Origin of the sequence: Blastococcus sp. CT_GayMR16, assembly GCF_004570875.1 — a bacterium.
Classification (GTDB): domain Bacteria; phylum Actinomycetota; class Actinomycetes; order Mycobacteriales; family Geodermatophilaceae; genus Blastococcus_B.
Genome location: NZ_SPQK01000004.1, coordinates 1 through 22362 on the forward strand (window position 1 = coordinate 1; position 22362 = coordinate 22362).

Sequence of the window (22362 nt, forward strand, 5' to 3'; positions counted from 1 at the left end):
CACAGCCCGCCCGCGGCGGCCGGCCCGACCGCGGCGACCGCCACCACGAGGCCGAGCGCCGTCGCCACGACGGGCGGCAGGCCGGCCAGCGGCCGGGCCAGCGTGTACGCCACGGAGAGCCAGCCGCGCACCAGCGGGCTCTCGGTACCGGTCCCACCGTGCCACCGGGACCAGGCGGCGAGGTACTCCTCCCGGCTCAGCACGACGCCCTCCGATCCCCCGACTCCACGCCGGCAGTGGCGCACGGGACGACAGCAGGGACAGTAAGGGAGTGTTCGCCGCGCTCTCCCCCGCCCGCCGACGCGTCGTCCTGGCGTTCCTGGCGCTGGTCGTCCTGGCCGCCGGCGTCCTCGTCGTGGCGCTGATGTCGCGCACCTCGGCACCGGCGGCCGGACCGGTCGCCCAGGAACGGCCCGGACCGGTGCTGCTGGTGCCCGGCTACGGCGGGGGAACTGGGCCGGTCCAGGCGCTGGCCGGCGTGCTGACCGCGGCCGGGCGCGACGTCACGGTCGTCGACCTGCCCGGCGACGGAACCGGCGACCTGAGCGCCTCCGCGGCGTCGCTCGGCGAGGCGGTGGACGCGGCGCTGGCCCGGACCGGTGCCGACAGCGTCGACGTCGTCGGCTACTCCGCGGGCGGTGTGGTGGCGCGGCTGTGGGTGGCGGACGGGAACGCCGACGTCGTCCGCCGGGTCCTCACCCTGGGGTCGCCGCACCACGGCACGTCCCTCGCCGACCTGGCCGGTGAGCTCGCACCCGGACAGTGCCCGCTCGGCTGCCAGCAGCTCGCGAGCGACAGCGATCTGCTCGCCGGGCTCAACGACGGGGACGAGACCCCCGAGGGCCCCACCTGGGTCTCCCTGTGGACGACGCAGGACGAGACCGTCACGCCACCGGACTCCGCCCGCCTCGACGGCGCGCTGAACCTGACCGTGCAGTCGGTGTGCGCCGACGCGCGGGTGGGGCACGGTGACCTGCCGCGCAACCCGCTCGTCCAGCAGATCGTGCTCGCCGAGCTCGCGGCGGGAGGGCCGGTGGAACTCGGCCCGGTCGACTGCGCTCGCCTGGGCGGCTGAGCTCAGCTGGTGACGTCCTTGGTCGTGAAGTTGGCCCAGGCCGCCGCGAGCAGCACACCGACGTAGACGCCCTGCAGCGCCAGGCCACGGGTGATGTCGCGCCACTGGATCGGGTCGCGGAACAGGTCGACGAAGGCCAGCCAGTAGCGCGTCGGCAGGTAGGGCGCGATCGGCGAGGCGGCGTCGAGGGTGAACAGCAGCGACGAGGCGACCAGCACCGCCAGCGCCCCCATCGTCGCCCCGAGCGGGGAGTCGGTCAGGGTGGAGAAGAACAGCGCGAACGCGGCCACCCCGAGCATCGAGACCGCCACGTAACCGATGGCCAGCACCGTCCGCCCGGTGAGCTCGGCTGAGGTGAGCGACGTCCCCGACACCGACGTGCCGCCGACCGGCTGGGCGTCGAACAGCGTCGACCCGAGGACGTACCCGACCCCGGCCACGACGACGACGGTCACCACCACGAACGCGAGGACGGCGACCAGCTTCGCGACCAGCAGCCGGGTGCGCCCCGCCGGGCGGGCGAGCAGGTAGCGCAGCGTCCCCGCCTGCGCCTCCCCCGCGATCGAGTCGCCCGCGACCACGGCGACGGCGATCGGCAGGAACAGCGGCAGCACGATGGCCAGCGCCGCCAGGGGGTACAGCGCCCCGTTGCGGAGGACGGCGGAGAGGAACGGCGGGCCCTCCCCCGCCCGCGGCGCCAGGTCGGTGAGCACCAGGAGCAGCGCCACCAGGACCGGCAGTGCGTTGAGGACGCCGATCGTCGCCCACGTGCGCGGCCGCCGGAACATCTTCCGGAGCTCGACGACGATCACCGGCGGACCTCGATCCGGTCGGGGCTGGTGCCCGCAGCCGCCAGCACCACCTCCTCGAGCGTCGGCCGTTCCAGCGCCAGCCCGGTCACCGGGATCCCGGCACCGACGAGCAGGGCGTTGACCTCGGCGGGGTCGCTGCCGCGGACGATCACGCGCTCGCCCTCGATCGAGGTGACCCGGCCGTCGAGCGTGGCGCGGACCCGGTCCGGAGTCGGGGTGTGCACCACCGTCGACCCCGTGGGCGCGGTCAGGGTGGCCAGCTCGTCCTGCAGCACCAGCCGGCCCCGGTCGAGCACCCCGACCCGGGAGCACAGCTGCTCGACCTCGGCCAGCAGATGGCTGGACAGGAAGACCGTCGTCCCGGTGCGGTGTAGGTCCAGCAGCAGGTCCCGGACCTCCGAGATGCCCTGGGGGTCCAGCCCGTTGGTCGGCTCGTCGAGCACGAGCAACTCGGGACGGCGGAGCAGTGCGCCGGCCAGCCCGAGCCGCTGCCGCATGCCCAGGGAGTAGGCCTTGACCGGCCTGCGGCCGACGCCGCCCAGCCCGACCTGGTCGAGCGCCTCGTCCACCCGGCGTCCCCGCGTGCGCCACGAACCACCGCGGCCGGAGGCGTCGAGGAGGGAGAGGTTCTCGCGGCCGGACAAATGCCCGTAGTGGGCGGGTCCCTCGATCAGGGCGCCCACGCGGGGCAGCACCCGTCGTCCGGCGCGGGGCATCCGCTCACCGAGCAGGTCGATGTCGCCCGCGGTGGGCAGCACCAGACCGAGCAGCATGCGGACGGTCGTGGTCTTGCCCGAGCCGTTGGCGCCCAGGAAGCCGTAGACGTCGCCGACTTGCACCTCGAGGTCGATGCCGTCGACGGCCCGCACCCGGCCGTACTGCTTGACCAGCCCCCGGGTGCTGATGACGGCGCTCACGGGCCACCCACCAGGTCGGGGAGCTGGGTGGCGGCCGCGGCGAGCGCATCGAGGGTCACGGTGCCGGTCAGCACGTAGGGCCCGCGGTTCGGCGGCTCCACGACCATCAGCGCCACGGGGCCCGCAGCCACCCGCGTGCCCAGCTCGTCGACGACGGCGTCCGGGCTCTGGGACAGGGCGCTGCGCAGCCCGTTCGCCAGGCCGTGCGGCACCGGCGCGACGGCCAGCAGGGTCACCCCGCTGCCGTAGAGCCCGATCCCGCTCGGCACCCCGTCCAGCCGGCGGCGCGGCAGCCCGGCGAGCTCGGCCGGGAGCTCGACCGGCCGGATGCGCCGGCCGGCCTCCAGCACGACCTCGGCCTCGCGTCCCTCGCGGATGCGCGCACTGGGCGGCGGGGTGAACGCGGTGACCTCCGGCGCCGGGACGGCGAGGTCGAGGTCGAGGAACCGGGTGTCCATCGCCGCGCGTGCGGCGCCCTTCTCGACCACCTCGACCTGCAGCGGCAGCCCCGTCTCCGCGTCGACCCAGACGTCGACCCGGCTCACCGACGCGGCCTCGGCGGCCGGAGACAGGCGCAGGCCGAGCGCGTCCCGCCCCGCCACGCGCCGGGCGCCGAGCCGGGACAGCTCGTCCGCACTGGCCTCCGAGAGGAGCCGGCGGCCGAGGGAGCTGGGCAGCAGGTCCGGCGGCGCGGGCAGTTCCAGCGGGTTGGCCGCGGCGCGGGTGGCCGTCGCCGACTCGTACTCCCAGGTCCAGGTCGCCCCCGAACCGGTGTGCGTGCCGGTCTCTCCGGCAGGCGTGACGACGTCCACCCGGTTGTCGGTCGCCCCGCGCCACCACACCCGCATCGTCGTGCGGTCGCTGAACAGGTCGGCGACCGAGCTGAGCTGGTCGGTGATCGGCAGCGCCAGCGAGCCGGCGGAGACCGCGTAGCCGGAGAAGCCGAGGGACTCGCTCGCCAGCGCCCGGGCCCGCAGCTCGGCCGCGGGCACGTCGGCGTCGGACGCGGGCAACGTGCGGATGACGGCGGGCAGCGCCAGCAGGGCGGCGATCAGGACACCGACGGCCGCCCATCGACGGGCCGCGCCGTGCCCTCGTGCCCGCATGCCGGCCCACGGTACGACGCCTTCCTGTGGGTCCCGGCGCGCGAGCGCTGGTCAGAGCAGGGCTTCCGCGGTCCGTACCGCCCGGGCACACTCCCGGCATGGCTCGGGCCGACGGGACCTCCTTCGTCGGGCGGACGGGCATCCTGGACACCCTCGCCGGGCCGCTGGCGGACCTCGCGACGGGTGCCGGCTGGGCCGCCGTGGTCTACGGCGAGGCCGGGATCGGCAAGACCCGCACGCTGGAGGAGGTCGCCCGCCTCGCCCGTGACCGGGGTGTCCTCGTCGCCTGGGGCCACTGCACCGAACTCGACGGGGTTCCGCCCTACTGGCCGTGGCGGGAGGTCTTCCGGGCGCTGGACGTCACCCCGCCCGCGGAGCCGGACGGCCGCGCCACCGTCCTCGACAGCCTGGTGACCCGCCTCGACGAGGTCGCGCGCGACCGGCCGGTCCTGCTCTGCATGGAGGATCTGCACTGGGCCGACGCCGACACGCGGTGGCTGCTGCGCGGCGTCATGGAGGCCACGGCGGGCCGCGCGGCCGGCGTCCTGGCCACGTGGCGCACCGCCGAGTCCGACGACGGGTTCGCCGGCCTGCCGCCGCGGATCCGCCGGGTCCCCCTCGCACCGCTGGTGCCCGCGCAGACCGTCGAGCTGGCGCGGGCCCTCGCCGAGGGGGACATGGCGGACGAGGCCGTGCAGCTCGCGGCCCGGCAGTCCGGCGGCAACCCGTTCTTCGTCGGGGAGCTGGTCCGCATGCACCGACTCGGCGCGACCGGCGGCGAGCGGGTGCCGCGCGGGGTGCGCGACGTGCTCGCTCGCAGGCTCGCCCGGCTGCCCTCGGCCACGGTCGAGGTGATCACCGCGGCCGCCGTGCTCGGCACCGACGCCGATCTCGCCGTCCTCGCGATGACCGTCGGGCAGCCGCCGACCGCCGTCCGCGGGGTCCTCGAGGACGCCGTCCGGGCCGGTCTGCTGGGGCCGCCCGATGACCGGGGACCGGTCCGGTTCGTCCATGCCGTCGTGCGGGAGGTGCTGCTCGACGAGGCCGGGCCCGGACGTCGGGCCACCCTCCACGACCGGGCGGCGCGCGCTCTGGAGCGGTGCCGGCCAGACGCCGACGAGGCACTGGCCCTGCACTGGGCGCACGTGCCCGGGCCCCACGCCGACGAACGGACCGTCGCGCATGCGCGGGCCGCTCGGGACGCCGCGCGCGCGGCGTCCGCCCTGGAGCAGGCGGTCGTCTTCGCCGAGCTGGTCAGCGACCGGGTCGACGACCCGGCGGACCTGCTGGCGCTGGGCGACCTGCGGGCCAGGTCCGGGAACGTCACCGGTGCCCGGGAGGACCTCCTGCGGGCCGCGTCCCGGGCGCGGGAGGCCGGCCGGGACGACGTGCTGGCCCGGGCGGCCCTCGCCCTGTCCGGTGGCGAGGGCGGGTTCGAGGTCGCCCTCAACGACGACGCCCAGATCCGGTTGCTCGACGAGGCGGTGCGCACCCTCCCGCCGGGCGGGCTGCGGGCCCGCGTCCGGGCGCGTCAGGCAGTGGCCACGTCGGTGACCACGTCGCTGCCCGAGCGGGTCGCGATGGCCCGGGCGGCGGTCCGGGAGGCCGAGGGAACCACGGACGACGGGGCGCTCCTGCACGCGCTGGCGGCCTATGCCGACACGATCGGTGGACCGAGGCACGTCGCGGAGCGTCGCGCGGTCGCCGACCGGATGCTGGCGCTGGCCCGCCGGCTCGGGGACGCCAACGGCGAGCTGCTCGCGCGGCGGTTCCGGCTGGTCGCCGTCCTCGAGGTCGGCGACTTCCCGGCCGCGGACGCCGAGATCGCGGCCTTCGACGCCCTGGCACACCGGACGCAGGAACCGGGCCACCTCTGGTACCCGCCGCTGTGGCGCGGGATGCGGGCGCTGCTGGCCGGGCGGGAGGCCGAGGCCGAGGGCTACGCCGACCAGGTCGACGCCGTCGGCGACCGCGCCCAGAGCATGAACGCCCGCATGCTGGCCACGACACTGCGCTGCGCCGTCCGCTGGGGCCGCGCCGACGAGCTCCTCGACCTCGTGGCCGGCGTCGAGGAGTACGCGGCGGACGTCCCGCCCGACATCCCCCAGCTCCTGGTCGCGATGGCGTCGATGTACGCCGGGCTCCGGGATGCGGAGAAGACGGCCCGCTACTACCGCCCGCTCGCCGACGTCGGCTTCCGCACGCTCCCGGAGGACGCCGAATTCCTCAGCGGACTGCTCGGCGCGGTGGAGGCGGCGACGCTGCTGGGCGACCGGACCGGCGCGGCGGTGCTGTTCGACCTGCTGGAGCCCTACGCCGCCCTGTGGATCGTCGACGGCATCGGGGCGGCCTGCTGGGGGCTGGCCGCGGAGTGGCTGGCCCGGCTGGCGGAGCTGCTCGGCCGCAGCCATGACGCGGAGCGGTTCCGGAGGCAGGCGTCGGCGGCCTACCGGGCAGCGGGTGCCGCGGGACCGTTGCGCCGCCTGGACGGCGACGCCGACCGGCCCACGGGCAGGCACGGGCAGCTGCGGCGCGAGGCCGGCGGGTGGGTCGTCGGCTGGGGAGACGAGCAGGCCGTCCTCCCCGACCTCAAGGGGCTGCACGACCTGGCGGAGCTGCTCCCCCGGCCGGGAATCCCGGTGCCCGCCGTCCGCCTGCTGGCCGCGGGTGCGGGGGTCGAGCTCGGGCCCTCGACGGGTGCCGACGAGGTCCTGGACGAGCGGGCGCGGTCGGCCTACCGGACCCGGCTCCGGGAGCTCGAGGACTACATCGCCGAGGCGAGGGGCGACACCGACGAGGAGCGCGCCGGGCGCCTGGAGGACGAGCGGGAGTTCCTGCTCCGCGAGCTGTCCGCCGCGCTCGGGCTGGGCGGCCGGCCGCGTCGGCTGGGCGACGACGCCGACCGGGCGCGCAAGGCGGTCACGATGCGGCTCCGGGACGTCATCGCCCGCCTCGAACAGCCGCTTCCCGCTCTCGCGCGCCACCTGCGCGCCGCGGTGCGGACCGGCCGGGCGTGCTCCTACGAGCCGGAGGAACCGGTCAGCTGGCGCGTCAGGAGCCGGCCGCCGACCTCCTGACACCGTCAGCCGCGACCTGACGCCTCAGGGGTGACCGACCCCACTGAGGAGGAAGCCATGAGCACCGACACCCCCACCATCGACGCGCCCACCATCGACGCCCCCACCATCGACGACGGAGCCGCCACCGACGCCTTCGTCGGCCGGCTGTTCGAGTCCGCGCTCGGGGCGATGGACCTGTTCACCATCGGCCTGGGTTCGCGGCTCGGCCTGTACGCCGCGCTGCAGGAGCACGGCCCGCAGACGAGCACCGAACTGGCCGCACACGCCGGGGTGGCGGAGCGCTACGCCCGTGAGTGGCTGGAGCAGCAAGCGGTGACAGGCATCCTCGAGGTCGGCCCGGGGTCGGCGGCCGAGCGCCGCTACACGCTGCCGGAGGCCGTCGTCCCGGTGCTGCTGGAGCCCACGCATCCCGCGTACCTGGCCCCTCTCGCGGCCCTCGTGCCGCCCCTGGGAACCCTGTTCGAGCGGCTGGTCGAGGTCTACCGGACCGGGGAGGGCGTGAGCTGGTCGGAGTTCCCGGCCGAGGCCGTCGAGGCGCAGGCGGCCCTCAACCGGCCGGCCTTCACCCACGAGCTCGGCGGCTGGCTGGCCGCGGTCCCGGAGATCGACGAGCGGTTGAGCGCCGGGCCCTCACGGATCGCCGACCTGGGCTGCGGTGGCGGCTGGTCCACGCAGGCGCTTGCCCGCCGCTACCCCGAGGCCGTCGTGCACGGCTTCGACATCGACGACGCCTCGATCGCCATGGCGCGACGGAGCGTCGCCGGTTCCGAGGTCGAGGAACGCGTCGCGTTCGAGGTGTGCGACCTCGCGGGACCGGCGGACATCGCCTACGACGCCGCGACGATGTTCGAGGCACTGCACGACCTCAGCCACCCCGTCCAGGTCCTCACCTCGATCCGCAGGTCCCTGGTGCCTGGTGGGATCCTCCTGGTGGCGGACGAGCGGGCCGCCGACACGTTCACCGCGCCGGGGGATCCCTTCGAGCGGCTGTTCTACGCCTCCTCGGTGCTGGTGTGCCTGCCCGGTTCACTCGCCGACGGCGGGGTCGGGACCGGCGCGGCGATCCGCCCGTCGACCGTGCGGTCGTATGCGGAGCAGGCCGGGTTCGCCTCCTGCGAGGTCGCCCCGATCGACTCCCCGATGTTCCGCTTCTACCTCCTGCGGGCGCCGGCCTGAGGGCTAGCCGAGGGCCAGGAGGAGACAGGCGCCGGCCAGGAGCACGACGACCGGGGTCATGGTCAGCCGTTCTGCCCGGCTCCGGGAGATCGCGTTCATCCCGATCCCGAGCACGAAGTAGCCGGCGAGCACCCAGATCGCCACGTCGGCGAACCCGGCCGGCAGCGGCGAGATCAGGCCGGCCGCCTGCAGGATCAGGACGGCGAAGGCCGCGTAGAGCGCGATCGACAGGGCGCTGCCGACGCGGAGGCCGACCGGGAGCACGTCCTGCTGGCCGCCCCACGCGAACCGGCCCAGCGGGCGCCCGGCGACGAGCAACCCCTGGAACACGGCGAGGGCGGCCAGCAGGGCGAGCGCGACGACGGCCGCGGTCATGATCACGACGGGCACGGTAGCCGGACGGCTCCCGGCACCGTTGCGTTGATCTTCGCGAGAAGCTGGGCATGACTCCCCCATGGCTGCTCCTCTCAGCGATGCCGTCGTGGTCGACGTCCTCCGCCGCGTCGACCGGATGCTCACCCCCCTCGCCGGCCGGCTGGGCCGTCCGCCGGCGGTCCCACAGGCCGAGCGGGACCGGTGGTGGGCCGACCAGGTCTCCCGGATGGCGGCCGGGCTCGCTGCCGCACCGCGATTCCTCGGCAAGCTGGCCGACCTGCTCCCGCTGCAGAACACCGTCGGGACGGCGGTGCAGTCGGTCGTCGTCCTGGGCGTGGCCGGGGAGCACGGCGTCAAGGACCCCGCCGAACGGGTGTCGCTGCTGGCCCGGGTCCTGCTCGACCGCGACCTGCCCGTCGACCGCGTCGAGCCCCTGCTCGTGCGGGCGAAGGGCACGTACCGGGAGGACGCGTTCGGCATCGGCGGGAACCGTGCCGGCGTCGTGCGCACCCTGTGGCGCACGTCCCGGCTGCTCGCCCGCATCGATGACGCCCTCGACGCCCGCCCCAAGGGCAAGCTGCGGCACCGGGCGCTGTCGAATCTCCCCGTGGTCGGCGTCCTGGGTGGCTACGCCGCCGAGCGGGAGGGGCTCCGCCGCGCTGCGGCCCGCACCACCGCCGTCCTCGCCGGCCCCGTCAGCGGGTAGGGGCGGCCTCGGGGGCGAGGTTCGCGTACACCTCACGCGTGGCCGTCGAGCGGTTCATCGTGATGAAGTGGATGCCGGGCACGCCCTCGGCCAGCAGGGTCCGGCACAGCTCGGTGGCGACCTCGACCCCGAACGCGCGGACGGCGGCCTTCTCCTCGGCGGATTCGCCGTCGAGCTCGACGAAGCGCTCGGCGAGGTCGGCCGGGAATGCCTGACCCGACAGCTGCACGATCCGGGTGATCTGCTTGGCGTTGGTCACCGGCATGACCCCGGCGATGATCGGCACGTCGCACGCCTGGGCCGCGACCCGGTCGCGCATCCGCAGGTAGTCCTCGGCCCGGAAGAACATCTGGGTGATCGCGAAGTCCGCGCCGGCCCGGCACTTCCGCACGAACATCTCGACGTCGCTGTCGAAGTCGGGAGAACGCGGGTGCCGCTCGGGGAAGGCGGCGACGCCGACGCAGAAATCGCCCATCGACTTGATGAGCTCGACCAGCTCGGCGGCGTAGTTGAGCCCTTGGGGATGCGCGAGCCACTCCGCCTGGGGGTCGGCGCCCGGCGGGTCCCCGCGCAGCGCCAGCAGGTTGCGCACACCCGCCGCGGCCAGCCGGCTGACGACGTGCCGCAGCTCGGTCACGCTGTGGTCCACCGCGGTCAGGTGGGCCAGCGGCGTCATCGTGGTCTCGGTCGCGATCCGCTCGGTGACCGAGACGGTGCCCTCACGGGTGGAGCCGCCGGCGCCGTAGGTCACCGACACGAACGACGGCTGCAGCCGCTCGAGCTCCCGCAGCGCCGTCCACAGCTGCGCCGCGCCGTCCGGTGTCTTCGGCGGGAAGAACTCGAACGACCACGTCGGACGGTCGGAGGCCAGAAGCTCACGCACGGTCCCGTTCACGGGTACCGAGGGTACGGGCGTCGCCGGCGCCGGCCACGCCGACGGGCCCGGAGATCCCCCGCGGGTGGTGCATCCGACAACGGCACGGCAGCGGAAGTCCCAGCACGACGGCACGCCGACGCTGGAGATGCAGAACGATGAACGGAACCCCCATGCAGGCCCTGCTCGAGCGTTCGACCTCCGCGGGGCTGGGCAATACTGACGCCGTGACCGCCGGGACCCAGGAGCGAGAGCCAGCCCCCGGTCAGCCGGTCCCGCCGCTGGCCTCGGCCGAGCTCGATCGGCTCCGCGCCGCCGTGTCCGCGGCGCTGGCGGAGTTCCTCGCCGGCCAGCGGGAGACCCTCGCCGCGATGGACACCAGCCTCGTCGCGGTCGTCGACGAGGTGTCCGCCGTCGCCGAGGGTGGCAAGCGGCTGCGCCCGGCCTTCGCCTACTGGGGGTGGCGCGGCGCCTCCGGCGGGAGCGGCGAGGACGAGGCCGCCGTCCTGCGCGCCGTGGCCGCGCTGGAGTTCGTGCACGCCAGTGCCCTGGTCCACGACGACGTCATGGACGGCGCCCAGACCCGCCGCGGACGCCCGGCCACCCACATCGGGTTCGCCGACCGCCACGGCGGCCAGGACCTCAATGGGGACGGCGAGCTGTTCGGCACCGGCGCCGCCATCCTCGTCGGCGACCTCGCGCTGGTCTGGTCCGACGAGCTGCTCGGCGGCTCCGGGCTCTCCCCGGCCGCGCTCGCACGGGCCCGCGCGGTCTGGAACACGATGCGCACCGAGGTCACCGCCGGCCAGTACCTCGACCTGCTGCGCGCCGCGGGCGGGCTGCCCGGACCGCAGGGCGCGCTGACCGTCGCCCGCTACAAGAGCGCCGGCTACACCGTGCAGCGCCCGTTGCAGCTGGGCGCGGCGATCGCCGGCGCGGGCGCCGAGGTGCTCGAGGCATGCACCGCCATCGGGCTCCCCCTGGGAGAGGCGTTCCAGCTGCGCGACGACGTCCTCGGGGTGTTCGGGGACCCGGCTGTCACGGGGAAATCCGCCGACGACGACCTGCGCGAGGGCAAGCAGACCCTGCTCATCGCCCTGGCCGAGGAGCGCACCGACGACGCCGGCCGCAGGCTGCTGGGCGACCTGCTCGGCAACGCCGACGCCGGGCCGGAGGACTTCGACGCCCTGCGCCGGCTCCTGGAGACCACCGGCGCCCGCGCCCGCGTCGAGGAGCGGATCACCGAGCGGACGGCGCTGGCCCGCGCGGCCATCGCGTCGGCTCCGCTCGCCGCGGATGCGCGCGCCGCCCTCGACGCGCTCGCCGTCGCGGCCACCTCGCGCACGGCCTGACCGTGCGCACGGTCCCCGGTCGCACCGACCGCGTCGTCGTCGTCGGCGCCGGTCTGGCCGGCCTGGCGGCGGCGCTGCGGCTCCGCGGCGCAGGCCGCGAGGTGACCGTGGTCGAGCGCGGCTCCGGCCCGGGCGGTCGCGCCGGACGAGTGCAGCGCGGCGGCTACACCCTCGACACCGGCCCCTCGGTGTTCACCGCCCCCGAGATCGTCGCCGACACCCTGGCCGCGGTCGGCGAGAAGCTCGAGGAGCGGCTCACCCTGCTCCCGCTGGAGACGACCTACCGGGCGCAGTTCGGCGACGGCTCGCACCTGGACGTGCACGCCGACCCCGATGCCTTCGCCGCCGAGGTCGCCGCCCTCTGCGGTCCGGCCGAGGCCGACGCGCTGCATCGGTACCTCGCCGACCTCGCCGAGCTGTACCGGCTCCAGCTCACGACCTTCATCGACCGCAACCTCGACTCGCCCCTGGACCTGCTCGGCCCCGAGCTGGTCTCCCTGGCCCGGCGCGGTGGGTTCGGCACGCTCTCCCGCCACGTGGGGAAGTTCTTCGCCGACGACCGGCTGCGCCGGCTGTTCAGCTTCCAGGCGCTCTACGCAGGCGTCTCGCCGTTCCGTGCGATCGCGGCCTACGCCGTCATCGCCCAGCTCGACATCGGGGCCGGCGTCTGGCACCCGGTGGGCGGCATCGGCGCGGTCCCGGACGCGCTGGCCGCCGCCGCGGCCGACGCGGGGGTCACCTTCCGCTACGACGCGACCGTCGCGGAGCTGGCGACGTCTGGACGCCGGGTCGACGGCGTCCGGCTGGCCGACGGCGAGCGCCTGCCCGCGGACGTCGTCGTCGTCACCACCGATCAGCCGCACACGCTGGTGCCGGGCCTGCGCGGTCCCCGCCGGCCGGTCTACTCACCGTCGTGCGTGGCGCTGCACCTCGGCGTCCGGCACGAGTTGCCCGGGCAGGCGCACCACACGATCAGCTTCGGCGACTCCTGGCGCGGGGTCTTCGACGAGCTCACCCGCGAGGGACGCCCGATGACCGACCCGAGCCTGCTCGTCAGCATGCCGTCGCGCACCGACCGCAGCCTCGCGCCGGACTCCGCGGACGGGCGACACTGCCAGGTGCTGAGCATCGTGGCCCCCACCCCGAACCTCGACCGGCGCAGCGGCGGCAACCCCGACATCGACTGGGCGAGGCTCGGCCCGCGCTACCGCGACGAGGTGCTCGCCACCCTGGAGGCCCGCGGCTGGACCGGGCTCACCGGCGCCGTCGAGGTCGAGGAGATGGCGACGCCGCGCGACTGGGCCGCCCAGGGGATGGCCGCGGGCACGCCGTTCGCGCTCGCCCACACCTTCGGCCAGACCGGGCCGTTCCGGCCCTCGACCCTTCCCCGCTCCGGACCGGAGAACGTCGTCCTCGCCGGTTCCTCCGTCCAGCCCGGGGTCGGCGTGCCGATGGTGCTGATCAGCGGGCGCCTGGCCGCCGAACGGATCACCGGGCCGGGAGCCTCATGACCGCCGTGGCCGGCCGTCAGCAGCAACTCGATGCCGCGTACCGGCACTGCGCCGCCATCGCCGCGAGGTACGGCAAGAGCTACCACCTGGCCACGCGGCTGCTGACCGCCGACCGCCGTCCGGCCGTGCACGCCCTGTACGCCGCCGCGCGCACCGCCGACGACCTGGTCGACCTGCCCGGCGCGGACCCCGCCGGCGACCTCGCCGCATGGTCGGCCGCCGCGTTGACCGAGCTGGCGGCCGGGTGGTCCGACGATCCCGTCCGGCTGGCGCTGGTCGACACCTACCGCCGCCACGATATCCCGGTCGAGCACCTGGTGGACTTCCTCGCCGCCATGACCAGCGACCTCGAGGTCACCGGGTACGCGACGATGGACGCCCTGGACCGCTACATGTGGGGCTCGGCGGCGGTGATCGGACTGCAGGTGCTGCCGGTTCTCGGCACCGCTCCCGGTGTTGCCCGCACGGACGCCGAGCCGTACGCGATCGCGCTGGGCGAGGCGTTCCAGCTGACCAACTTCCTCCGGGACGTCGCGGAGGACATCGACCGCGGCCGGGTCTACCTGCCCGCCGACCTCATGGCCGCCCACGGGGTGACCCGCGAGCAGGTGGCGGAGAAGCGCCACGACGACCGCTTCGCCGCGCTGATGCGCGAGATGGTCGCCGTCGTCCGCCGCCGGTACGACGACGCGGTCCCCGGCACCGCCCTGCTCGCGCCGGAGTCCCGGGACTGCGTGCGGGCGGCCACCGCGCTGTACGGCGGCATCCTCACGGAGATCGAGCGGGCCGACTACCGGGTGCTCGAGCGGCGGGTGTCGGTGTCGAAGCCACGCCGTCTCGCGGTGTTCGCCCGCCGGTTGACCGCAGCCCAGCTGGCCAGGGTCAGGGTGACCATCGCGAAGCCGAACAGCAGGTCCTCGACCGGCGCGTAGGCGATGCGCGGGCCCCAGATCGTCGCCGGGTCGTACGTGACGACGTCCAGCCCGGTGAGGACGCCGTTCATCAGCAGCTGGAAGACCACCACGATCGCGTACGTCGCCCAGAAGATCGGCCGGGTGACCAGCCGGGTGCGGTAGACGACCAGGTCGACGACGAGGACGGCGACGACGGCGGTCACCGCCAGGGCCGAGTAGCTCATGTCTCGGCCTCCTCGGCGGGATAGCCGGGGTCCCAGCCGGTCACCCGGCGCACCGCCTCGAACGCCAGCACCGCGCACAGCGGGACGACGAGGAAGAACAGCACCTCCTCGAGCGGGATCCCCCCGGGGAGACGAACGCCGAGGATGCGGTCGCCGTCGTAGTCCCAGTGCCCCTGCGCGATGGCGTAGAGCACCCACACCACGAAGACGACGAACTCGGGCAGCACCGCGAGCAGGAACCGCCGCCAGCGGGCGTAGACGCGCACCCGCAGCACCAGCTCCAGCGGCGCGGTCACGACCAGGCACCCGGCCAGCAGACCGAGATAGGTCAGGTGCCCCATCGCCGGCCGGCTAGAACGCCGCGGCCTGGGCCCGGCGGGTGACCTCGGTGTGCCGGTCGTCGCGCAGCGCCTGCACCGGCGTGCCGGGCAGCGACTCGTCGTCCCGGAACAGCCAGTCGAAGGCCTCCTGCTCGCTGAAGCCGCCGTCGGCCAGGACGGTCAGCAGCCCGGGCAGGTGCTTCAGGATGACGCCGTCCTGCACGAAGTCGGCCGGGATCTTGCCGTTACCGCTGCCGGGTACCGCCATGAGCTTGCGGTCGCGCAGCAGCTGCCGAACCCGGTTCGGCGAGGTGCCCAGGAGCTGGGCGACCTCCGTGGGAGTGAGCGTGTCCATAGGGTGCGAGCCTATGGCGCCCGCCGATCCTCCACCCAGGGTGCCCGGCCAGCGGCCGGGCGGCACCGGTGCGCCGGGGCTGCACGCGCGCTCCGCGGCGGCGCCCGACGACCCCGCCCTGCTCGACCTGGCCGCGTTGGAGGAGCGGGCACGGGGGCTCCTTCCGCCCGCCGTCGTCGACTACTACGCCGGAGGTGCCGAGGGCGAGATCACGCTCGCGGAGGCCACCGGGGCGTGGCGGGCATGGCGGCTACGGCCACGGGTGCTCCGCGGCGGCCCGCCGGTCCAGCTGTCCACACGCCTGCTCGGCAGCGACGTGCGCACCCCGATCGGCATCGCCCCCTGGGCCTACCAGTCCTTGGCACACCCCGACGGCGAGCGTGGCTCCGCTCGGGGCGCGGCCGCCGTCGGGGCGCTGATGACGGTGTCGACCTCGGCCAGCGCGGCCCTGGCGGAGGTCGCGGCGGCCGAACCGCACGCCCCGAAGTGGTTCCAGCTCTACCGGAGGCACTCCCCCGCCTATACCGACGACCTCGCCCGCCGGGCCGGGCAGGCCGGCTACCGGGCGCTCGTGCTCACCGTCGACCTCCCGGTCCTCGGACTCCGACTGCGCGATGTGGCGAACCGGATGGCGCTGCCCACCGGCTTTCCGCTGGGCAATGCGCCGCCGCCCGGCACCCCGGCCGCCCCCACGCCGGAATGGACCTTCGACGACATCAGCCGGTTCGCCGGGCTGTCCGGGCTCCCGGTGGTCGTGAAGGGCGTCCTGCGTGGGGACGACGCCGCGCGCTGCGTGCAGGCGGGGGCGGCGGCGGTATGGGTCTCCACCCACGGCGGCCGGCAGGCCGACCCGGTCGTCTCCAGCGCCGCCGCCCTCCCCGAGATCGCCGACGCCGTCGGGGACGAGGTGGAGGTCTACGCCGACGGCGGCATCCGCTCCGGCTCCGATGCGCTCACCGCCCTCGCGCTCGGCGCCACGGCGGTCTTCGTGGCCCGCCCGGTCATCTGGGGCCTGGCGACCGGCGGGGCCGAGGGCGTGGCCGACGTCCTCGGCGGACTGTCCGCCCAGCTCGCGCACACCATGGCGCTGTGCGGCCTGTCCGACGTCCGCTCCGTGCCACGGGACACCGTCGCCTCCGCCCGCTAACCTGTCCGCGGGGCCGTGACTGGCGCATCGAGGTGGACCACCACCGGGGAGCGGCCTGCCGGACTCCCGCCGTGCGCCTGGGCACCTCTCCGACCATCTCGCGCAGGAGCCCAGACATGACCGGATCAGTGCCGACCCACAGCTTCGACGCCGCCACCGCATCGGCGGCCTACCGCAACGCCCTGCAGGTCATCGGCGCCGTCGAGCCCCGGATCGCCGACGCGATCGGCGCCGAGCTGGCCGACCAGCGGGCCTCGCTCAAGCTCATCGCCAGCGAGAACTACGCGAGCCCCGCCGTCCTGCTGACCATGGGGAACTGGCTCAGCGACAAGTACGCCGAGGGCACCGTCGGCCACCGCTTCTACGCGGGCTGCCAGAACGTCGACACCGTCGAGGCGCTCGCCGCCGAGCACGCGCGGGCCCTGTTCGGTGCGCCGTACGCCTACGTCCAGCCGCACTCCGGGATCGACGCCAACCTGGTCGCCTTCTGGGCGGTGCTGGCCCAGCGCGTGGAACTGCCGGCGCTGCAGAAGGCCGGGGCCAAGCACGTCAACGACCTCACCGACGCCGACTGGATGACGCTGCGCCGCGCACTCGGCGACCAGCGGATGCTCGGCATGTCCCTCGACGCCGGCGGCCACCTGACCCACGGCTTCCGCCCGAACATCAGCGGCAAGATGTTCGAGCAGTCCTCCTACGGCACCGACCCGACGACGGGGCTCCTCGACTACGCCGCCGTCCGTGCCCGGGCCAAGGAGTTCCGTCCGCTGATCCTGATGGCCGGCTACTCCGCCTACCCGCGCCGGGTGGACTTCGCCGCGATGCGCGAGATCGCCGACGAGGTGGGCGCCACGCTCGTCGTCGACATGGCCCATTTCGCCGGCCTGGTCGCCGGCAAGGTGCTCACCGGCGACTTCGACCCGGTGCCGCACGCCCACGTCGTCACCAGCACCAGCCACAAGTCGCTGCGCGGACCGCGCGGCGGGTTCGTGCTGGCCCAGCCGGAGTTCGCCGACGCCGTCGACCGCGGCTGCCCGATGGTCCTGGGCGGTCCGCTGCCCCAGGTGATGGCGGCCAAGGCCGTCGCCTTCGCCGAGGCCCGGCAGCCCTCCTTCGCCGGGTACGCCCAGGCGGTGGTGGACAACGCCGTCACGCTCGCCGAGGGGCTGACCCGCCGCGGCGTCCGGCTCGTCACCGGCGGCACCGACAACCACCTGGTGCTGCTCGACGTCAGCGGCTTCGGGCTGACCGGCCGGCAGGCGGAGTCCGCGCTGCTCGACGCCGGCATCGTGACCAACCGCAACGCCGTCCCGGCCGATCCGCAGGGTGCCTGGTACACCTCCGGCGTCCGGATCGGCACGCCGGCGCTGACCACCCGTGGCTTCGGCGCCGCCGAGTTCGACCGGGTGGCGGAGCTCATCGCCGACGTGCTCGCGGCCACCAGCCCGGCCACGACCGCCTCCGGCGAGCCGTCCCGGGCGAAGTACACGACCGCCGACGGGCTGGCCGACCGCACCCAGGACGCGGCTGCGGAGCTGCTCGCCGGTCACCCGCTGTACCCGGGACTGGACCTCGGCTGAACGGCCGCCCTGCAGGGGCCCGCCGCGAGCGTGCGAGTGGTGGGGGGCAGGGGGGTCCTTGCTCATTTCGTCCCATGTGCAACGGCGGCCACCCGTACCGCGTGGTTCGACGATCCCGGCCGAACTCCTACCTACACTCGTTCGAGTGGACACAGCCGTGACCGACCCCGTGATGGGACTGGTCCTCGAGGGGCGCTACCGCCTCGAGGAGCGGCTCGCGCGCGGCGGCATGTCGACCGTCTACGCCGCCACCGATCTGCGGCTGCACAAGACCGTCGCGGTCAAGGTCATGGCCGAGCACCTCGCCCACGACCCGACCTTCGTCGACCGGTTCACCCGCGAGGCCCGCGCGGCGGCGATGCTCAGCCACCCCAACGTCGTCGGCGTGAGCGACCAGGGCAGCGACCAGGGCCTGGTCTTCCTGGTCATGGAGCTCGTCCGCGGGCGCACGCTGCGCGATCTGCTCACCGCGCGCGGCCGGCTCACCGTCGCCGAGGCGTTCGCGGTCCTGGAGCCGGTGCTGGCCGGGCTCACCGCCGCCCACCGGGCCGGCATCGTGCACCGCGACATCAAGCCCGAGAACGTCCTGATCGGCCTCGACGGCATCGTCAAGGTGGCCGACTTCGGGCTGGCCCGGGCCGTCGTCGGCACCGGCCAGACCAGCCAGACCGGCGGCGTGCTCATCGGCACGGTCGCCTATCTCTCGCCCGAGCAGCTCGAGCGCGGCCGCGCGGACGCGCGCAGCGACATCTATGCCGCCGGCATCGTGCTGTACGAGATGCTCACCGGCCACCCGCCCTTCGGCGGCGACACCCCGCTGGCCGTCGCCTACCAGCACGTCCACCACGACGTCCCCGCCCCGTCGGCGGAGGTGCCGGGCCTGCCCTGGCCCGTCGACGAGCTGGTCGCGCGGACGACGCGCCGCGACCCGGCCGGCCGGCCGCTGGACGCCGGCGCCTTCCTCGCCGAGATGAACCACGTGCGCAAGGACCTCGGCCTCGAGCCGGTCCCGGTGCCCACCGGCCGCAGCACCGCCGGCCCGGACACGCTGCGCCCCACCAACCGCCCGACCCGCCCGCGCCACCCGAGCGACCCGATGACCGAGGTCCTGGGCCGCCAGATCGAGCGGAACGGGCGCACCGGCGTCCTCCCGGGCATGGGCGCCGGCCCGACGATGAACGTGAACGGCCGCCGTCCGGCGGTCGAGCGTGCCCGCCCCGGTGTGCCGCAGCACATCCGTCGGCGCCGGGCCCGGTTCGCCGTCGCGCTGATCCTGCTGCTGGCGATCACCATCGGGGCCATCGGCTGGTGGCTCGGATCGGGCCGGTGGACGCAGATCCCCGAGCTGATCGGCCAGGAGCAGAGCGCGGCCATCGACCTGCTGCAGGGCGCGGGCCTGGACCCCGACTGCTGCGACGAGCAGTGGAGCGAGGAGTTCCCCGCGGGCGCGGTCATGTCCACCGAGCCCAAGGCCGGCGAGGCGATCCGCGGCACCGACGTGCGGCTCGTGGTGTCCAAGGGCCCGGAGCGCTTCCGGGTCGACACCGCACTGGTGAGCAAGCCGTGGGCCGAGGTCGAGCCGCTGCTGCAGGAGAGCCTGCCCGAGATCCAGTTCACGACCGCCGAGCAGTACGACGACGGCGTCCCGGCCGGCGCGGTGATCGGTTTCGACCCGCCCGCCGGCACCGACCTCCCGCGCGACTCGGTCGTGACGGTCCTGGTGAGCCAGGGACACGAGCCGGTCGCCGTCCCGGATGTCACCGGGCAGAGCCCGGAGCAGGCCGTGGCCAACCTGGAGGCGCTCGGCTTCGAGGTGCAGAAGGGCGAGGACGGGCGCAGCGCGGCCGTCGACGTGGGCGAGGTCATGGCGGTCTCACCGGGCCCGGCGGACGGGCCCGTCGAGTTCGGCAGCGTCGTGACGATCACCGTGTCGGTCGGCGTGCCCCTGGTGACCGTGCCCGACGTGACCGGCAAGAAGGCCGACGAGGCGCGCTCGATCCTCGAAGCCGCCGGCCTGAAGGTCGACGCCACGTCGTTCTTCGGCAACAAGGTCCGCCAGCAGGTCCCCGCGGCCGGCGAGACCGTCGAGCAGGGCACCGTCGTCAAGATCCTGGTGGCCTTCTAGCGGTGATCGGCGCGCACATCCAGGTCAAGGGCGGTCTCGCCCGGGGCGGCCTGGCCTACACCGACGCCGTCGCTGCCGGCGCCGTGCAGGTCTTCGTCGGCAACCCCCGTGGCTGGAAGCTCACCGCCGGGGACCCGGAGCAGGACGCGCTGTTCGTCGAGGGGTGCGCCGAACGGGGTGTGCCCTCCTTCATCCACACGCCGTTCCTGGTCAACGTCGGCTCCCCGACCGAGGCCACCGTCGAGCAGTCGATCGCCTCCATCACCCACAGCCTGGCGCGCGGCACGCAGCTGGGCTGCCGGGGCGTGGTCGTGCACGCCGGGTCGGCCGTCGGGGAGGACCGCTACGACGCCGCGCTGGCCCAGCTGCACGAGCGGCTGCTGCCGGTGCTCGACGCCGTCGGCGACTCCGCGCCCCGGCTGCTGATCGAGCCGACCGCCGGCGGCGGCAAGTCCCTGGCCGCGACCGTCAAGGACCTCGGCCCCTACCTCGCGGCGCTGGAGAACCACCCGCTGGTCGGCGTCTGCTTCGACACCTGCCACGCGTGGGCGGCGGGGCACGACCTCGCCGTCCCCGGCGGGATGACCGCGACGCTCGACGCCCTCGAGGCCGCCGTCGGCCCGGGCCGGCTCGGGCTGGTGCACGCCAACGACTCCCTCGACGAGTGCGGCTCCAAGCGCGACCGGCACACGACGATCGGCGAGGGCTCGATCGGGGTGGCTCCGTTCGCCGAGCTGCTGGCCCACCCCTCCATGGACGGCGTCCCGCTGGTGGTCGAGACGCCCAGCGAGCTCGACGGCTCACCCTCGGCGGGCCACGCCCGCGACATCGCCCTGCTGTGCTCCCTGCTGCCCGCCCGCGCGTCCGTCGCCGCCTGAGGACGGGGATCAACCCGCACTCATCACCGGTCGTGGGTCACTTGCGCCAGAACAGGTGGTGCGTCACGCCGCTCGAGCTGGGCACGACATCGAGGTGGAAGCGGTCGAGCAGCTCCTCGGGTGACGTCCAGAGCCGTGCCCCGGATCCGAGCTCCACCCGGGTGACCACCACGTGCATGGTGTCGACGAGGTCGGCGTCGAGGAACTGCCGGATGGTGGTGGCGCCGCCACCGAGTCGGACGTCCTTGCCCTGGGCCGCCTCCCGCGCCTGTCCGAGGACCGCGGCAGGGTCGCCGTCGACGAAGTGGAACGTGGTGTCGGAGAGCGTGAACGACGGACGCGTGTGGTGGGTCAGGACGAACACCGGGGTGCGGAACGGAGGCTCGGCACCCCACCAGCCCTGCCACTCGTAGTCCTGCCACGGGCCCCGCTGGGGACCGAATTTGTTGCGCCCCATGATCTCGGCGCCGATGTTCCGGTCGTAGTCACGCGTGAAGTAGTCGTCGAGACCGCGGCTTCCCCCGGGCTCGGTGCGCATGGACCAGCTGGCCGTGGCACCGGCCCACGTGAACATCTCGCCGGGGTCGGCGTGGCCGAAGGGTCTCTCGAGAGTCTGGTTCTCGCCCGCACCGAACCCGTCGCTCGAGACGGTGAAGTTCTGGACTCTCAGCAGCTGGTTCACGTGGCTCTCCTCGGTGGTGGTCGACAGTTCGACTGCCGAGATCCGGCAGACTCATCGCCCGCACGGCGTGCCTGTTCTCAGCGGTCGAGGAGCACGCTCAGGACGTCCGCGGCCCGGTCGACGGCGGTGCGGTCGACGTCCAGGTGCAGGACGAGCCGGATCCGGCGGGCGCTCACCTGGCTGACCAGCACGCCCTGCGCCTTCGCGGCCTCGGCGATCACCGGCGCGGCGACGTCGTCCAGCACGACCATGTTCGTCTCGACGGACGACGGGTCGACGCCGAGCCGCTTCGCCAGCAGCTGCGCGTGCTCGTGGTCCTCGCCCAGCCGGGGCAGGTGGTGGTCGAGCGCGTACAGTCCCGCCGCGGCCAGCACGCCGGCCTGGCGCATCCCGCCGCCGAGCCGCTTGCGCCACAGCCGCGCGGTCGCGATCCGCTCCGCCGACGCGACGAGCACCGAACCGACCGGCGCGCCCAGGCCCTTCGACAGGCAGACGGACGCCGTGTCGGCGAGCCGGCCGTAGGTCGACAGCTCGGTGCCCGAGGCGACGGCGGCGTTCCAGATGCGGGCGCCGTCCAGGTGAACGGCGACACCGGCGCCGCGGGACCAGTCCCAGAGCGTGCGCAGCTCACCGAGCGGCTGCACCAGCCCGCCGCCGCGGTTGTGCGAGTTCTCCACGGCGATCGCGGCCGTCGCGGTCAGGTGCCAGTCGGTCTTCGGCCGCACCTGCGCGATCAGCTGGGCGGCGTCGAGCCGGCCCTGTCCTCGCCCCGGCGCGCCGGAGACGACCGTGCGGGTCGAGATGCCGAAGATCGCGGCCGCGGCGCCCATCTCGTAGGTGACGACGTGCGCGTCGGCGTCGCAGAGCACCTCCTGGCCGGGCTCGCAGACCAGCCGCATGCCGATCTGGTTGCCCATCGTCCCGGAGGGGACGAACAGCGCCGCCTCGTGGCCGAACATCCCGGCCACCCGCTCCTCGAGCGCGGTGATCGTCGGGTCCTCGCCGTAGACGTCGTCCCCGACCTCGGCCTCGGCCATCGCCCGGCGCATCCCGGCGGTCGGCTTCGTGACCGTGTCGGAGCGCAGGTCGACCAGGGAAGAGGGGGTCATTCCGCTACGCCTTTCGGCCGCGTCCAGAGGCTCGTCCCGATCCT

Annotated in this window: 20 protein-coding genes, 2 pseudogenes and 1 riboswitch; of the genes and pseudogenes, 11 read left to right on the forward strand and 11 right to left on the reverse strand. The window is 74.7% G+C overall.

The features are described from left to right. Positions 1 to 203 (reverse strand): annotated as a pseudogene (locus E4P38_RS06390) (CDP-alcohol phosphatidyltransferase); the annotation flags it as partial. A gap of 68 nt (positions 204 to 271) precedes the next feature. On the opposite strand from E4P38_RS06390, the gene E4P38_RS06395 reads away from it, so the two are divergent. After that, positions 272 to 1075 (forward strand): alpha/beta fold hydrolase, encoded by an 804-nt coding sequence (locus tag E4P38_RS06395; RefSeq protein WP_135130948.1) that lies wholly within the window; start codon positions 272 to 274, stop codon positions 1073 to 1075. 2 nt (positions 1076 to 1077) lie between these two features. Here the strand turns inward: E4P38_RS06395 and E4P38_RS06400 are convergent, their stop codons facing one another. From E4P38_RS06400 to E4P38_RS06410, 3 genes are read right to left on the reverse strand one after another with little or no spacing between them, the layout of a single operon-like run. Next, positions 1078 to 1887 (reverse strand): ABC transporter permease, encoded by an 810-nt coding sequence (locus E4P38_RS06400; protein ID WP_135130949.1) that lies wholly within the window; start codon positions 1885 to 1887, stop codon positions 1078 to 1080. Beyond that, a complete protein-coding gene (locus E4P38_RS06405; protein WP_135130950.1) occupies positions 1884 to 2804 on the reverse strand; it encodes an ABC transporter ATP-binding protein in 921 nt (306 codons plus the stop codon). Before E4P38_RS06405 ends, E4P38_RS06400 begins: the two co-directional genes overlap by 4 nt. Beyond that, a complete protein-coding gene (locus E4P38_RS06410) occupies positions 2801 to 3910 on the reverse strand; it encodes a transcriptional regulator (protein WP_135130951.1) in 1110 nt (369 codons plus the stop codon). Before E4P38_RS06410 ends, E4P38_RS06405 begins: the two co-directional genes overlap by 4 nt. Before the next feature lie 98 nt (positions 3911 to 4008). Here E4P38_RS06410 and E4P38_RS06415 point away from each other — a divergent pair, with 98 nt between their 5' ends. After that, complete coding sequence (locus E4P38_RS06415) at positions 4009 to 6987, forward strand: AAA family ATPase (RefSeq protein ID WP_135130952.1); 2979 nt, start codon at positions 4009 to 4011, stop codon at positions 6985 to 6987. 57 nt (positions 6988 to 7044) lie between these two features. Next, positions 7045 to 8166: a class I SAM-dependent methyltransferase gene (locus E4P38_RS06420; RefSeq protein ID WP_135130953.1), complete on the forward strand. Its 1122-nt coding sequence runs from the start codon at positions 7045 to 7047 to the stop codon at positions 8164 to 8166. Between the two features lie 3 nt (positions 8167 to 8169). Here E4P38_RS06420 and E4P38_RS06425 read toward each other — a convergent pair whose 3' ends face one another. Further along, a complete protein-coding gene (locus tag E4P38_RS06425) occupies positions 8170 to 8541 on the reverse strand; it encodes a hypothetical protein (RefSeq protein ID WP_135131172.1) in 372 nt (123 codons plus the stop codon). Positions 8542 to 8620: 79 nt separating this feature from the next. Between E4P38_RS06425 and E4P38_RS06430 the strand changes: the two genes are divergently transcribed. Continuing rightward, complete coding sequence (locus tag E4P38_RS06430) at positions 8621 to 9247, forward strand: hypothetical protein (protein ID WP_135130954.1); 627 nt, start codon at positions 8621 to 8623, stop codon at positions 9245 to 9247. On the opposite strand, the gene metF is transcribed toward E4P38_RS06430, so the two are convergent. Continuing rightward, complete coding sequence (gene metF, locus E4P38_RS06435) at positions 9237 to 10142, reverse strand: methylenetetrahydrofolate reductase [NAD(P)H] (RefSeq protein ID WP_135130955.1); 906 nt, start codon at positions 10140 to 10142, stop codon at positions 9237 to 9239. The two genes, E4P38_RS06430 and metF, sit on opposite strands and share 11 nt — an antisense overlap. A gap of 137 nt (positions 10143 to 10279) precedes the next feature. Between metF and E4P38_RS06440 the strand changes: the two genes are divergently transcribed. Genes E4P38_RS06440 through E4P38_RS06450 form a run of 3 tightly spaced genes read left to right on the forward strand, consistent with a single transcriptional unit; the run spans position 10280 to position 13916 of the window. Further along, positions 10280 to 11473 (forward strand): polyprenyl synthetase family protein, encoded by a 1194-nt coding sequence (locus E4P38_RS06440; RefSeq protein WP_245160839.1) that lies wholly within the window; start codon positions 10280 to 10282, stop codon positions 11471 to 11473. A 2-nt stretch (positions 11474 to 11475) separates the two neighbouring features. Beyond that, entirely contained in the window at positions 11476 to 12984 is a 1509-nt protein-coding gene (gene crtI / locus E4P38_RS06445) for a phytoene desaturase family protein (RefSeq protein ID WP_135130956.1), read from the forward strand. After that, positions 12981 to 13916, forward strand: a complete 936-nt coding sequence (locus E4P38_RS06450) for a phytoene/squalene synthase family protein (protein ID WP_209308974.1) — start codon at positions 12981 to 12983, stop codon at positions 13914 to 13916. Before crtI ends, E4P38_RS06450 begins: the two co-directional genes overlap by 4 nt. Here E4P38_RS06450 and E4P38_RS23435 read toward each other — a convergent pair. From E4P38_RS23435 to E4P38_RS06465, 3 genes and pseudogenes are all read right to left on the reverse strand, one after another. Continuing rightward, positions 13913 to 14122, reverse strand: a pseudogene (locus E4P38_RS23435) (lycopene cyclase domain-containing protein); the annotation flags it as partial. The gene E4P38_RS06450 and the pseudogene E4P38_RS23435 sit on opposite strands and share 4 nt — an antisense overlap. Then, on the reverse strand, positions 14119 to 14463 hold the full coding sequence (locus E4P38_RS06460; protein ID WP_135130958.1) for a lycopene cyclase domain-containing protein: 345 nt from the start codon (positions 14461 to 14463) through the stop codon (positions 14119 to 14121). The gene E4P38_RS06460 and the pseudogene E4P38_RS23435, both read right to left, overlap by 4 nt. A gap of 10 nt (positions 14464 to 14473) precedes the next feature. Continuing rightward, complete coding sequence (locus E4P38_RS06465) at positions 14474 to 14797, reverse strand: Rv2175c family DNA-binding protein (RefSeq protein ID WP_135130959.1); 324 nt, start codon at positions 14795 to 14797, stop codon at positions 14474 to 14476. A gap of 13 nt (positions 14798 to 14810) precedes the next feature. Between E4P38_RS06465 and E4P38_RS06470 the strand changes: the two genes are divergently transcribed. The 4 genes from E4P38_RS06470 to E4P38_RS06485 all read left to right on the forward strand — a co-directional run bounded on the left by E4P38_RS06470 (position 14811) and on the right by E4P38_RS06485 (position 20527). Then, positions 14811 to 15944, forward strand: coding sequence for an alpha-hydroxy acid oxidase (locus E4P38_RS06470; RefSeq protein ID WP_135130960.1), 1134 nt, complete (start codon positions 14811 to 14813; stop codon positions 15942 to 15944). 5 nt (positions 15945 to 15949) lie between these two features. Next, a riboswitch (ZMP/ZTP riboswitch) is annotated at positions 15950 to 16034 on the forward strand. Between the two features lie 26 nt (positions 16035 to 16060). After that, positions 16061 to 17524 carry a glycine hydroxymethyltransferase gene (locus tag E4P38_RS06475; RefSeq protein ID WP_135130961.1) on the forward strand — a complete coding sequence of 488 codons (1464 nt, stop codon included), beginning with the start codon at positions 16061 to 16063 and terminating at the stop codon, positions 17522 to 17524. 145 nt (positions 17525 to 17669) lie between these two features. Beyond that, complete coding sequence (locus E4P38_RS06480) at positions 17670 to 19649, forward strand: PASTA domain-containing protein (protein WP_135130962.1); 1980 nt, start codon at positions 17670 to 17672, stop codon at positions 19647 to 19649. A 2-nt stretch (positions 19650 to 19651) separates the two neighbouring features. Next, the gene (locus tag E4P38_RS06485; RefSeq protein ID WP_135130963.1) at positions 19652 to 20527 is read left to right on the forward strand and encodes a deoxyribonuclease IV; all 876 of its coding nucleotides are present in this window, start codon (positions 19652 to 19654) and stop codon (positions 20525 to 20527) included. Between the two features lie 37 nt (positions 20528 to 20564). Here the strand turns inward: E4P38_RS06485 and E4P38_RS06490 are convergent, their stop codons facing one another. Continuing rightward, positions 20565 to 21209, reverse strand: coding sequence for a dihydrofolate reductase family protein (locus E4P38_RS06490; protein ID WP_135130964.1), 645 nt, complete (start codon positions 21207 to 21209; stop codon positions 20565 to 20567). A gap of 77 nt (positions 21210 to 21286) precedes the next feature. Further along, positions 21287 to 22318 (reverse strand): GntG family PLP-dependent aldolase, encoded by a 1032-nt coding sequence (locus tag E4P38_RS06495; protein ID WP_135130965.1) that lies wholly within the window; start codon positions 22316 to 22318, stop codon positions 21287 to 21289. Positions 22319 to 22362 lie beyond the last annotated feature (44 nt).

Coding starts and splice junctions, on each gene's coding strand:
- E4P38_RS06415 (WP_135130952.1), top strand. CDS start 4,009: ATGGCTCGGGCCGACGGGACCTCCTTCGTCGGGCGGACGGGCATCCTG.
- E4P38_RS06470 (WP_135130960.1), top strand. CDS start 14,811: ATGGCGCCCGCCGATCCTCCACCCAGGGTGCCCGGCCAGCGGCCGGGC.
- E4P38_RS06440 (WP_245160839.1), top strand. CDS start 10,280: ATGAACGGAACCCCCATGCAGGCCCTGCTCGAGCGTTCGACCTCCGCG.
- E4P38_RS06475 (WP_135130961.1), top strand. CDS start 16,061: ATGACCGGATCAGTGCCGACCCACAGCTTCGACGCCGCCACCGCATCG.
- E4P38_RS06410 (WP_135130951.1), bottom strand. CDS start 3,910: ATGCGGGCACGAGGGCACGGCGCGGCCCGTCGATGGGCGGCCGTCGGT.
- E4P38_RS06465 (WP_135130959.1), bottom strand. CDS start 14,797: ATGGACACGCTCACTCCCACGGAGGTCGCCCAGCTCCTGGGCACCTCG.
- E4P38_RS06460 (WP_135130958.1), bottom strand. CDS start 14,463: ATGGGGCACCTGACCTATCTCGGTCTGCTGGCCGGGTGCCTGGTCGTG.
- E4P38_RS06425 (WP_135131172.1), bottom strand. CDS start 8,541: ATGACCGCGGCCGTCGTCGCGCTCGCCCTGCTGGCCGCCCTCGCCGTG.
- E4P38_RS06420 (WP_135130953.1), top strand. CDS start 7,045: ATGAGCACCGACACCCCCACCATCGACGCGCCCACCATCGACGCCCCC.
- E4P38_RS06430 (WP_135130954.1), top strand. CDS start 8,621: ATGGCTGCTCCTCTCAGCGATGCCGTCGTGGTCGACGTCCTCCGCCGC.
- E4P38_RS06450 (WP_209308974.1), top strand. CDS start 12,981: ATGACCGCCGTGGCCGGCCGTCAGCAGCAACTCGATGCCGCGTACCGG.
- E4P38_RS06495 (WP_135130965.1), bottom strand. CDS start 22,318: ATGACCCCCTCTTCCCTGGTCGACCTGCGCTCCGACACGGTCACGAAG.